This is a genomic window from Fontibacter flavus (assembly GCF_042432905.1).
GTDB lineage: Bacteria > Bacteroidota > Bacteroidia > Cytophagales > Cyclobacteriaceae > Fontibacter > Fontibacter flavus.
In genome coordinates this window covers 184,967-197,309 of record NZ_JBHLWI010000001.1, presented here as the reverse complement: position 1 = coordinate 197,309, position 12,343 = coordinate 184,967, and the positions used below count along the sequence as shown (strand labels likewise).

Sequence of the window (12,343 nt, the reverse complement as noted above, 5' to 3'; positions counted from 1 at the left end):
GGGGAAGGGCACAAAGCAGCTGGCGCTGGGGTGTTGATTCCTCAAAGCAATTGTTTATCAAAGAGCCCTGAAGGGGCGGGATGTAACAGCCCAGGGTGTCGGGAGGAACGACCAAAACCCTGGGTTTATAGAGGTCAGCCCGTCCCCAGAGCCTGCCTTTGCCGGTCAGGCAGGCCGGCGACGTTGTCTAAAACGGAGAATGGTCTGGATACGCCGGCGGTATGGAACCGCGGATAGGATAGAAAAGATAACCACGCCTGTCTGCTGCCAGGCAGGAATTTCACAAATTTTTAAATTCTATATTTTGGCTGCTTGAGAATTTTGATGTGATTTTATGATCAATGCATCACAAGAAATGAATTAGGCGTGGAGCTTGCGAATTTTCGCGAATTTTTGTTTCAATACGGGGGTCCAGCATCTGGAGAAGCAGGACAGTGAAGTTCGGATAGGGGAGTTGATTTTTTTTAAAATTGTAGGTAGAGGTATTTGGTTCTTGTATTTTGGTTCATGTATATTCGGATAGGTAATCATTTTTGAAAACATGATATGGGTAAACTGAAACAGGTGGTCAGCAATTGTCTTAGGAGAATCGAAAAGTCCGATGTGTGGCTTTTTCTTTACCACCTTTTCTTTGCCATCGTTTTCACGCTGTACTTACAAGCAAATGGCGGAGATGCCATACGGTATTGGAACCTAACAGCAGAGACCGGACATGATCCTCAAACCTGGTCGGATCATTGGGGGACAAGGTCCTATTTTTTACAATGGCTGAATTATATACCTGCAAAGGTGTTGGGTTTACCGTTTTGGTTGGGCAATGTATTGTATGCTCTGGCATCTTTTTGGGCAGTAAGAGAATTGCTTCAAATGGTCAAGGAGGTATTTCCAAGACAGGAAAAAGGTTTGTTGACCGTTCTTTTATGGTTGATTTTCCTGATGCCTAACCTACATTTCTGGACTTCTGGAATTGGGAAAGAGTCATTGAGTTTGGTGGGATTGGTTATGTTTTTAAAAGGTATCCGCAACTTAGAAAAGCAATGGCATTGGGCAATTTTTGGTATTTTCATTTCCTATATGGTCAGGCCCTTGCAGGGCGGAATTTTGTTGGGGTTTTTATTTCCTCTTCTATGGCTTGAAAAGTCATTGCCAATTTGGATTAAGTGGATTGGATCTGCACTGATTATTTTTGCTGGATTGGCTGTACTTAGATTTTTATTATACATCACCCATATGGAGGCTTTGAGTCCAGCGGATCTTTATGGGTTTTCAGAAGAACAGATGCGTTTTTTGGACGGTTTTGGAGCAGGTTCTGCAGTGCCCATGTCGGAATATTCCTGGTGGATGAAAATATGGACACTTTATTTTCGGCCATTTATTGGGGAAGGCAGTAATTTTTGGCAGTGGATGGCAGGATTGGAAAACTTGTTTGCGCTGCTGATGTTGTTGGTTTTAATATTGGGAATTGGAAAAGGTGGTTTGAGAAAGATTCCGAAGTTTTTATGGATAGGGATTTTTTTTGGATTGGTATTGAGTATTGCTTATGCATTGACCCTAAATAATTTAGGTATCATCATGCGGATGAAGTCATTTTATATGCCGTTTTTCTACCTTTTGGGTTGGGGGGTATGGGTAAATCGGAAATGTAGGTTGGATGTTAATTGAGTAAAAATGACAGTTTGTTTGTAATACAGGAAACTTTATGATCAAAATTGGAAATAATTACTATCTTCAACCCGGATTAATTATTTTAAGGTGACATCTTTTTTGACCATTTCTTTGGATTTTGAGCTCCACTGGGGGAGGTTTGATAAGACTCGATTGCGAGATTATCTAGAATATTATCAGGAAACGCTTCAGGTTGTTCCTGCGATTTTGGAAATGTTTGAGCACTATGGTGTTCATGCCACATGGGCTACAGTAGGTAGCCTGATGGCCGATAATGAAGAGGAATGGAGGGCTTACATGCCTACAGTTCTGCCCCAATACAAGTATGAGCGCTACTCTGCATATCGATGGTTTGATGCACAGCCACAGATTTGGGAGGAAGCCCTTTTTGCACCCCATTTAGTCCGTCAGCTGATTGATTGTCCTGGACAGGAGTTGGGGAGCCATACTTTTGCCCACTTTTATACCTGTGAAAATGGAGGAAGTGCGAAGGCATTTAGGGCTGACTTGAAAGCCGCTAAGACCATTGCAAAGAGTAAATTTGGACAAGAGCTCAAATCACTGGTTTTTCCCAGAAATCAGATCAATGAAGCAGCCCTTGCTATCAGTAAGGAGGAAGGATTTGATACAGTCAGGACCAACCCGCAGGATTGGTATTGGAAACATACCGTAGATGAAAATCTGATTAAAAGGCTGTTTAGGACAGGAGACACTTTAGTTTCTTTGGGTCAAAAAACCAGTTATCAAGCACCTCAGCGTAACGGTGAGGAATTGTTGGGTTTACCTGCCTCTAGGTTGCTGAGGCCATTCAGGAAAGGTTCACTTTTTAACCAAAAGAGGATCAGTAGGATAAAAGAAGAGATGGAAGCAGCAGCTAAGTCAGGGGAGGTTTATCATCTTTGGTGGCATCCTCATAATTTCGGACATTATCCTAAGGAGAACCTAAGATGTTTGGAGGATATTTTACAAAACTTTTCGGTTTTGAAGGATACCTATGGTATGGAGTCGAGGAGTATGGGGGAGTTTTAAGGGGTATAAGACAGGAAATACAAATCACAAAACGGTCAACACTAATCAGGGATGCACAGGAAATATAAGAGCCAAGGCAAAAGTAAAAAGTGGGATTTCGGAAGGAAAAAGGACGCTGCGCTTGGCTTTTGGTACACGGAGGAAAATAAAGAGCCAAGTAAAAAGTAAAAAGGCAAAAGGGTTGAGAATGTTGAATTAAGGATGATTTAAGAGCCAAGGCAAAAGTAAAAAACTTGTCCCGAAGAATTTCGGGAGGCAAAAGTTTGAACTTTTCTAAAGTTCCGGATGACGGTTTTGTTATGGGAAAGATTTCTGAGCAAGTTGAATAGGCCTGAAGGGCCGGGATATCAGAGGGATGGTTGGAGGCCATCCCGGATACGCCGGCGATATAGAACCGCGGATAGGATAGAAAAGATAACCACAAATTTCACGAATTTCACAAATTAAGTAGATTTTAAACTGGTTAAGGATTTTGGTATTTTATTGTCATCATAGCAGTAAGGGTAAGAAAATTAGGCGCAGGGCTTGCGAATTTTCGCGAATTCTTGTGCTGATAGGGATTACATTTTTGGAGAAGAAAATGGATTTTTGGTCGATTAAATAGGCCTGAAGGGCCGAAATATCAGAGGGATGGTTGGAAGCCATCCCGGATACGCCGGCGATACGGAACCGCGAATTGATTTGAAATGATAACCACTCCTGCCTGCTGCAGGCAGGAATTACACTAATTACACTAATTTTTAAATTCTACATTTTAGCAGCTAGGGGATTTTGATGTGATTTTCTGATCAATGCAACAAAAGAAAATGAATTAGGTGCGGAGCTTGCGAATTTTCGAGAATTCTTGTACTGGTTTCAATAAAGGGGTCCAAGTCTGAAGAACCAATAGGGTCATGAATCAGGTAGCTGGAAGGTTTGTTTTTTTACCAAAGATTGAAATCAAAAAATAAAAATATGCCAAACTTGACAGGAATTAAGTATTAAATTATGAAATTTAAAATGGTATAAATTGGGTTTGTTAGAATTAAATTCCTGTCCGAAACACAATGAAAAAGCATTATTTCCTAATTGCCAGTATGTTGATATTGTTTTTATCACTCATTGGTTTTTCAGATAATTTGGTCACTGATGTAGGTCAAGAAAGCAATAAGGATCCCAAATTCATTATTCATGGACTTTTTTGTTTTGCCTGGTTGGGCATTTTTGTAGTTCAGTCGAATTTAATTAGGAAGGGAGATCATGGGTCTCATATAAAATGGGGAGTTGCTGGTATGGTTTCAGCTATTGGAGTGTTTATAAGTACAGTGTATATTTTTTTTGAAGTATATGAAAGCTGGGGAGCTATGCCATTTTGGATAAAAGCCAACCGATTCCTGATGTTAGGCTTTGCTGTTTTGGTTTTATTAGGCTATTTAAACAGGAGGAAGGGGAATTTGCATAAACGGTATATGTTTATGGCATCTCTGTATATGTTGGAACCTGTTTTGGGCCGAATTGGGGAACATATTGGTCTGGTGGATTTCGAATTTGATTTGTTTGAAGGTTTGGTTTGGAATCTTTTGTTTATTTCACTTTTTATCTATGACTGGAAAATCCTTAAAAAAATCCATCCAGTTAGCTGGGTTGGGGTGCTCTGTTTTTATATCATTTGGGTGATTTCCATACTTTTTTGAATTACACAACTTGTCCTGTGAATAATGGGAGAGAGAGATCCATGGAGGGGAGGAGAATGAAGAATTTTGAGTTAAGAATGAAAAATGATTGAAGAGCCAAGGAAAAAGGGTTGAGAATGTAGAATGAGGAGTGAAAAATGAAGAATGATTTAAGAGCCAAGGCAAAAGTAAAAAGGCAAAAGTTTGAACTTTTCTAAAGTTCCGGATGACGGTTTTGTTATGGGAAAGATTTCTGAGCAAGTTGAATAGGCCTGAAGGGCCGGGATATCAGAGGGATGGTTGGAGGCCATCCCGGTTGAGGGGAAATCCCTATCGAAGCTAAACGAGCCTGAAGGGCGCAGATAATTTTTTTGAATTACACAGACCCGCCTTCAGCCGGCAGGGTTACACCGAGGAGGCACCGAGAGTCACAGAGATTTTTTAAATACCACTAAAACCACTAAGGATCACAAAGAAAATTGAAAGGTTGGGGAGGTATTTCTACATAATTCTGGCGTATGAATTAGGACAAGACGAAGGAAGAACGCTAAGCAGCTGGCGCTGGGTAATCTAAATTTAGGTGGGTACCAAAGAGCCCCAAGGGGGCGTTCTGTAAAAGCCCAGGGTGAGTGGCAGCAAGCCTCGGAACCCTGGGTTGATTGAGGGTTGCCCGTTTCCAGAGCCTGCCTTTGCCGGTCAGGCAGGCCGGCGACGTTGTCTAAAACGGAGAATGGTCTGAATACGCCGGCGATACGGAACCGCGGATAGATTTGAAAAGATAACCACTCCTGCCTGCTGCAGGCAGGAATTACACTAATTACACAAATTGATTATTTCTGGAATTAGACAGAAATGTATGTTTAACGCCTTTTATACATCATTGCTAATTAGGTAAATGAATTATGCGCGAAGCTTGCGAATTTTCGCGAATTCTTGTGCTAGTTGAGATTTAAGGGAGTCCAGCTTCTGGAGAAGTAGGCTAACTGTCAGGAAAAACAGAAAGTCGGATAAATTCCCTTTCATTTCAGCACTTAACTAAATCTTTGAAAAAAATAATTTTCTTGAAAATGCTCCAATACCGCATTTTGGGTGATTAAATCCATTTTATTTACCATAAAATCATGGTGGTATATAATCCCAAATACTGGTAGTGGAAATTGTCTGCATAATTCCAATATTTCTTTATATTTGAAGCAGTATATTGCCTTGTGTATGACATGAAAAACCTCTTTCTTTTTTCCTTAATCTTATTTTTTGCAACCTCTTGCATCAGCAATAAAAGGATTACTTACCTTCAAAATCTACCTGGAAATGATCCGATAGATCTGGAGGAGTTTATCCCTTTTGCTGAATATGAAAAGAATTATATACTTCAGCCATTTGATGTTGTGGATATTGATTTTGCTTCTGCGGATGAGGAACTTACCAAGGCCTTTGAGTTTCAGGGGTCTAGAAACATGCGTATGGGTATGGGGGGTATGATGGGTGGAGGTGATATGTTTTTCCTTACAGGATATGCCATAGACTCTGAAGGATATGTTGAATTGCCACGTTTGGGGAAGATCAAAATAGGGGGGCTGAATGAGGAACAGGCCAAAACCAAAGTACAGGAAGCGATCAATACCTATTTCAAAGACGATGTGTATGTCAGACTTAGGATCGGAGGGATAAGATTTACCGCTTTGGGAGAGTTCAGCAGTTCTGGCACCAAGACCATCTTGAAGCACAGAGCTACCATCTTTGATGCTTTGGCCATGTCAGGAGAGTCTAATATACTGGCCAAAAAGAATAAATTATTCCTGATCAGGCAATACGATGGGGGAACCAAAATCCATCAGATCAACCTGAATGACAGGGCTTTATTGGCATCTCCTTATTTCTTTATACAAAACAATGATATTTTGTATCTGGAACCGATGAATATCAGGCAATTTGGGCGGGCGGACAACCTTTCTTCCTCATTGGGTCTGATTTTATCGGTAACTTCGTCATTGTTGGTTTTATTTGCATTGTTGAGGGGCAATCTATGATAGACGGGAAAGTAGATATATCGAAATTTGAGGATGAGGTCAAGCCTATAGATATCAAATATTACCTGATCAAATATTCCAGGTATTGGCCTCTTTACCTGACAGGAATTTTTATGTCCTTGGTGGCTGTTTTCCTTTTTCACCGTTATTCTGTAGAGGAATATGAGGTTCGGGGAAGTATTTTGATCAAGCAGAAAAACACTCCTGAGGTCCGTATATTGGATAGGTCCAATATTTTTAGTGGAGGTAATAACCTGGAAAATGACATCTTGTTGTTGACTTCTAAAAACCTTGCGGAAGAGGCGCTGAAAAAACTTCATTTTGATGTGAGTTATTTTGCTTTTACCAATATCAAAGAAGTTGAACTCTATGACAAATCACCGATTAAGGTAGAAGTTGACCGGGATTTTCCACAATTCGAAACAGGCACCATTCATTTCACCTTGGTTTCTGAGGATGAGTTTAGGCTTAGCCGCGAAGAAAAGGGATTTTTTGATTTTATGCAGGCCAAAGCCGACGGTCCTGTAGATGCAGAAATTTTGGATAAGACGTATAGTTTTGGGCAGGAAATAGTGGGCAGTAGATCTAAGTTTACCATCCATAAGACCAAGAACATGAAGGAAGGGGACAAACTCTATTTTGTCATCCATAATCCTACCAATATTATCGATCAATATTCCAGGGCCATTACTGTAAGGCCTATTAACAGTTATGGTACGGTCTTGCAGGTTTCTATGGTGACCCGTGTAGTGGAAAAGGGAAGGGATTATGTGAATGCCTTGATGGAGTCCTACATCGACTATGATCTAAAAGAAAAAAATAGGATTTCGGAAAATACTTTGGATTTCATTGATGAGCAGATGCAGGTGCTGGAGGATTCGCTGAAACAGGTGGAAAGGATTATGCTCAATTTCAAGGTAGAAAACAAGTTATTGGATGTGAATTCTGAGTTTGGCGGGGTTTTGGGCAATATTCAGACGCTTGAGGACTTGATCCAAAATATTGAATTTGAGCTAAGCTATTATAAATCTCTACAAAATTATTTACAGACAAAAAGCGGTGATTACACAGATATTATCGCCCCATCTGTAGTGGGCTTGAATGATTCCTTTCTCAATGGGTTGATTAAGAGCTTGGTTGATATCTCTTTAGACAGGAGGAAGTTGTTGGTCTTGGTGAATGACAATCATCCGAAAGTCAAAGAGGTGGATGAACAGATTTCCAAGCTTCGAGAGAATGTTTTTGAAAACATTGATAACCTGGTCATCAATACCGAAAGAAGAAAAGCGGAGGCTATGAAAAAACTGGATAAATATGACCAGGAGTTTTCAAAGCTTCCACAGACAGAGTCTGATTATACCAATATTTTTAGGCAATACAGGTTACGGGAAAACCTGTATAATTACCTTCTGGAAAAGCGTGCCGAAGCAGGGATTGCTAAAGCCTCTAATATTTCTGATAATTCTGTGCTTGATTATGCCAGGATGGGTAGTTTGATTTTTCCTCAAAAGCCAAAAAATTACGGAATGGCTGTTGGTCTGGGATTTTTTATTCCATTATTATTCTTATTGGGGTACCATTACTTCAACAATAAGATCATGGATCAGATACAGTTGAAGAATGCACTGAGGATACCTTTATTGGGGACAATTGGTTTGAGTACAAAGGAAACCAACATGTTGGTGGCCGAACATCCCAAAACGATGGTTGCGGAATCTTTCAGGTCACTTAGGTCAGCCTTGTTTTACATTGCCAGTGATAAAAAATGCAAGAAAATACTGGTTACTTCTTCAGTGTCCGGTGAGGGAAAAACATTTGTCAGCTTAAACTTGGCTGCGGCCATGGCCTTGAGTGGCAAGAAAACCTGTCTTGTAGGACTTGATTTGAGGAAGCCTAGGATGTCAGACTATGTTGGGTTGGAGGCTAAAACCGGTCTTTCCAATTATTTGGTTAACAAAGCAGAGAAGGAGGATATAGTCATGGCCACCAAATATGAGAATTTATTTCTGGTACCTTCAGGCCCTATACCACCTAATCCGGCAGAATTGCTTTTGAAGGACAGAATGGCTGAGTTGATCCAACATTTAGAATCTGAGTTTGAAGTCATCGTGATGGATACCCCTCCAATTGGACTGGTTTCAGAGACAATGGACCTGTTGAGGTTTTCTGATATCAACCTTTATATTGTCAGACAGAATTATACCCACAAGAGGTATTTGTTAATGATCAATGATCTGTATGCCAATGATCAGATCAGCAGTATTTATGCGGTGTTTAATGGTATGAAAGCTGGAGGCAACATCTATGACTTTGGTGGCTATAACTACGGCTATGGCTATAATTACTCTTACCTCAGAAAGAATAAATACACCGGTAATTACTATGAAATGGAAGAGAAGAAAGCTCCTAATCAATGGTTGGAGAAACTTCTTTCAAGATTTAGGGTCTAATCCTTGAATTCCACAATTCATAGATGGTCAATCTTGTATTCTATCAAAACATCATAACATTTTGAAATCCATCGCCCTCATTCCCGCCCGATATGCATCGACCCGCTTTCCTGCCAAGTTGATACAGGATTTATGTGGGCTTTCTGTCATTCAGAGAACCTATGAAAGTACTGTGGATACTGATTTGTTTGAAAAGGTGATTGTGGTGACAGACCATGAACTGATAGCAGCCCAGATCAAGGAAATCGGTGGGGATGTGTTTATGAGCACCAAGGAATATGAAAGTGGTTCAGATAGAATAGCTGAAGCGGCCATGATCGAAGATGCCGATATAGTCGTCAATGTACAGGGAGATGAACCCTTTCAGGACAAGAAGTCACTGGAAGATTTATTAAAGGTTTTTGAGAATCCGGAAGTCAGGGTGGCTTCCATGATGTTTCCCATTACCGCTGAAGAGGCGCAAAACCCTAATGCTGTAAAAGTGGTGACAGATACGATCGGCAATGCCCTTTATTTCAGCAGGTCACCTATTCCTTATGTCAGGGATCTTGGAACCCCGGTTCAATATTGGAAGCATGTCGGGATTTATGCTTATCGTAAAGATTTACTTTTGGCTTTTACCCAATGGCCAAAGGCAGACTTGGAACAAACCGAAATGTTGGAGCAACTGCGATTGTTGGAGAATGGTGTTACTATCAGGATGGTGAAAACAACCCATCAGGCCGTTGCCATTGATACCAAGGAAGACTTGGATAAGGCCATTGCTTATTTCAACAAACAAGCATGAACTGCATAAGTTCTTTGCCTGTTTGAACAATATTTTCCTGAGCAACTGTTGATTCTCTCTTCTGAACTCCTGTGTCAATTGTCACCGAATATATAAGAATTCATTGTTTATTTTGACAATATGAAACTACTAGGAATGATTGGAGGAACCTCTTGGCACTCCACTATAGAATATTACAAATTGATCAATGAACTGGCTGGCGAACGTATTGGCCATGAACAAAACCCTCCATTGCTGATTTATAGTCAAAATATACAGTTGATGCGGGAGCAAAATAAAGAAAAGATCAATCAGACATATCTTGAAACAGCCCGTAATCTGGAAAGGGCAGGAGCGCAAGGAATCCTGATCTGTGCCAATACACCCCATATGGTATATGATTTTGTGCAGCCGCAAATCAATATTCCCATTTTGCATATTGCAGAGGCAATAGGCCGCAGTGCTCAGGAAAAGGGATTGAAAACTTTGGGATTGCTCGGCAATAGGCCTACCATGACGGGCTCTTTTATACCTTCTTACCTCAAGGAGCATTTTGATATTGACACGGTTATTCCGGATGTGGAATATATTGACATTTCCCATGAATTCGTATCCAAAGAACTTACCCAAGGGAAATTTACAGAAGAAGCGAAAAAGTTTTATAAATGCCAGATGAAGTATTTGGCAAAAAAAGGGGCAGAGGGAATGATTATGGGCTGCACTGAACTGCCTTTGCTGATCAAACAGGAGGAAAGTGATTTTCCTTTGATTTCTACTACACAGCTGCACGCGCAGATGGCGGTGGATTTTATTTTAAACGTATAAAAAATCCAAAATCCAAAATCCAAAATCCAAAATCCAAAATCTAAAATCCAAAATCCAAAATTCAAATTACCAATTACTAATTAACTAATCACTAATCACCAATTATTCAAAGTTTTCAGAGGAGTCCTTAGAGAAATGGATTTTTTTGCGCATTTTCCATTATTGTTAAACCTATCAGAAAAATAATGGAATACATCATCAGACCTTGTGAAGAAAAAGATTTACCAGATTTGGTCAATTTATGTGCTGCACATGCAGCTTTTGAAAATTCTGAATATTCACCTGAAGGAAAACTGGAAGGCTTGAGAGCCGGTATTTTTGGGACTCCTCAAAGACTTCATGTTTGGATCGTCGAGATTGATGGCAAGGCTGAGGGGTTTACTTCTTTTACTTTTGATTTTTCTACCAGAGATGCTGCCCCAATCTTATTTATGGATTGTCTTTTCCTGAATGAGGAATACAGAAGTATGGGAATAGGTGCGGAAATCATGAAAAGAATCCGGGAGGAAGCCAGAAAAAACAAATGCTTCAATATTCAGTGGCAAACACCTGAGTTCAATGCCCGTGCCATTAAATTCTACGTAGGATTAGGAAGTACCGGAAAGCAAAAAATGAGGTTTTTTCTGGATGCTTGAGGTTAAAGGGTTATAAGTAGAGTGAAAAGGGAATTGGGAGGAATGAAGAGTGTTGATTGAAAAATGTTTTAATTGTTGTCGGGTTGTCGTAGTTGGAGCATGAGAATTTAGAATGATGAGTGTAAAATGAAGAATGAAGAGCCAAGTCATAAGTGAAAAACTTGTCCAGAATTATGGTAGGCATAAGTTTAGACCTTTTTAAGGTTTCGGAGAATGGTCTGCATACGCCGGTTATATGGAACCGCGGATAGAATAGAAAATATAACCACACCTGCCTGCTGCAGGCAGGAATTACACTAATTGCACAAATTGATTATTTCTGGAATTAAGCAGCTATGAATGTTTAACGCATTTTATATATCACTTCTGAATTGGGATTTATAATCTTTAGGTAATCGGAGTTTTGAATTGTAGATAAAAAATCCGTTTTATAGCCTCACAAAACATCAAATTTCGAGAAGACGGTTTTAAAATCTCAGAGTGAATGTGGTCAATAAATAAAAAGAGGGAGGGAATGCCTAATCACCGCATTTCCCTCCCTCTTTTTATTAACTTTCCTATTGCTAGGAAACCTGATCATTACATTTTCTGAATTTCAACCAGGTTTTCTTTGGCCAGTTCAAAGTCAGGGCTGAGCGCTAAAGCCTGATTGATGGCATCCAATGCTTCTGCTTTGTTTTTCTGATCCATATAAAGCATAGCCTTGAGGTTCAGGGCGGCAGCTTTTAAATTGATTTCTTGGGTGTCACCTGAGGCCGAAGGAAATCCGATAGCTTCTTCTGCAGACTTGTTGTTTTTGATCAGCATGTTCAAGGAATTGAGTGCTTCTTCCTGACGGTTCAGGGAGTATTGCATATATGCTGTTTTATACAAACTGAATAGATTTCCAGTGAGCAGGTAGTGTCTTTCAAAATGCGGCAAAGCCCTGTCCATGGCACCTAATTGTTCCAATGAGTAAGCGGCAATTTCCAAACCTGTGACGCTTTTGTCATTTACTTCCAAAAGATCAATAGCAGAGACTGCAGCGGAAGCATATTGCCCTGCATCAAAATACAAGGTGGCCAGAAGCTCAGGATAGCGGGTATTGCTTGGATTTCTTTCTATCAGGTCAAATAACTTCATTCTGGCAACAGATAAATCGTTGTATCGCATTGCCAATTGATAGATGCGTTGATCTGACTCATTTCGCTTTCTCAAAGTCTCGGAATCCTGCTGTGCATTTTCCTGTTGTGCAAAAACTGAAGTAGCCATACAAATCAGTAGGCCGGCTATTAGGGTAATCTTATTCATA

The 12,343-nt window shown here is 40.2% G+C and carries 9 protein-coding genes; 8 read left to right on the top strand and 1 reads right to left on the bottom strand.

Going from position 1 to position 12,343, the window contains the following annotated elements:
* Positions 1-546: 546 nt before the first annotated feature.
* The 8 genes from ACFFIP_RS00850 (at position 547) to ACFFIP_RS00815 (ending at position 11,052) form a co-directional block, all read left to right on the top strand.
* Positions 547-1,662 carry a hypothetical protein gene (locus ACFFIP_RS00850; RefSeq protein WP_382385664.1) on the top strand — a complete coding sequence of 372 codons (1,116 nt, stop codon included), beginning with the start codon at positions 547-549 and terminating at the stop codon, positions 1,660-1,662.
* 90 nt (positions 1,663-1,752) lie between these two features.
* A complete protein-coding gene (locus ACFFIP_RS00845) occupies positions 1,753-2,694 on the top strand; it encodes a polysaccharide deacetylase family protein (RefSeq protein ID WP_382385663.1) in 942 nt (313 codons plus the stop codon).
* 1,046 nt (positions 2,695-3,740) lie between these two features.
* Positions 3,741-4,367: a hypothetical protein gene (locus ACFFIP_RS00840; RefSeq protein WP_382385662.1), complete on the top strand. Its 627-nt coding sequence runs from the start codon at positions 3,741-3,743 to the stop codon at positions 4,365-4,367.
* Positions 4,368-5,563: 1,196 nt separating this feature from the next.
* Positions 5,564-6,376 carry a polysaccharide biosynthesis/export family protein gene (locus ACFFIP_RS00835; protein WP_382385661.1) on the top strand — a complete coding sequence of 271 codons (813 nt, stop codon included), beginning with the start codon at positions 5,564-5,566 and terminating at the stop codon, positions 6,374-6,376.
* Positions 6,373-8,826 carry a GumC family protein gene (locus tag ACFFIP_RS00830; protein WP_382385660.1) on the top strand — a complete coding sequence of 818 codons (2,454 nt, stop codon included), beginning with the start codon at positions 6,373-6,375 and terminating at the stop codon, positions 8,824-8,826. Before ACFFIP_RS00835 ends, ACFFIP_RS00830 begins: the two co-directional genes overlap by 4 nt.
* A 61-nt stretch (positions 8,827-8,887) precedes the next feature.
* Complete coding sequence (kdsB, locus tag ACFFIP_RS00825; protein ID WP_382385659.1) at positions 8,888-9,613, top strand: 3-deoxy-manno-octulosonate cytidylyltransferase; 726 nt, start codon at positions 8,888-8,890, stop codon at positions 9,611-9,613.
* A 120-nt stretch (positions 9,614-9,733) separates the two neighbouring features.
* A complete protein-coding gene (locus tag ACFFIP_RS00820; RefSeq protein ID WP_382385658.1) occupies positions 9,734-10,417 on the top strand; it encodes an aspartate/glutamate racemase family protein in 684 nt (227 codons plus the stop codon).
* A 185-nt stretch (positions 10,418-10,602) separates the two neighbouring features.
* Complete coding sequence (locus ACFFIP_RS00815; RefSeq protein ID WP_382385657.1) at positions 10,603-11,052, top strand: GNAT family N-acetyltransferase; 450 nt, start codon at positions 10,603-10,605, stop codon at positions 11,050-11,052.
* 579 nt (positions 11,053-11,631) lie between these two features.
* Here ACFFIP_RS00815 and ACFFIP_RS00810 read toward each other — a convergent pair.
* Complete coding sequence (locus ACFFIP_RS00810; protein ID WP_382385656.1) at positions 11,632-12,342, bottom strand: tetratricopeptide repeat protein; 711 nt, start codon at positions 12,340-12,342, stop codon at positions 11,632-11,634.
* Between the last annotated feature and the right edge of the window lies 1 nt (position 12,343).

What these genes read in the sequence shown, in the direction of transcription:
- ACFFIP_RS00850 (WP_382385664.1), top strand. Translation starts at nt 547, where the DNA reads ATGGGTAAACTGAAACAGGTGGTCAGCAATTGTCTTAGGAGAATCGAA.
- ACFFIP_RS00840 (WP_382385662.1), top strand. Translation starts at nt 3,741, where the DNA reads ATGAAAAAGCATTATTTCCTAATTGCCAGTATGTTGATATTGTTTTTA.
- ACFFIP_RS00835 (WP_382385661.1), top strand. Translation starts at nt 5,564, where the DNA reads ATGAAAAACCTCTTTCTTTTTTCCTTAATCTTATTTTTTGCAACCTCT.
- ACFFIP_RS00830 (WP_382385660.1), top strand. Translation starts at nt 6,373, where the DNA reads ATGATAGACGGGAAAGTAGATATATCGAAATTTGAGGATGAGGTCAAG.
- ACFFIP_RS00820 (WP_382385658.1), top strand. Translation starts at nt 9,734, where the DNA reads ATGAAACTACTAGGAATGATTGGAGGAACCTCTTGGCACTCCACTATA.
- ACFFIP_RS00815 (WP_382385657.1), top strand. Translation starts at nt 10,603, where the DNA reads ATGGAATACATCATCAGACCTTGTGAAGAAAAAGATTTACCAGATTTG.
- ACFFIP_RS00810 (WP_382385656.1), bottom strand. Translation starts at nt 12,342, where the DNA reads ATGAATAAGATTACCCTAATAGCCGGCCTACTGATTTGTATGGCTACT.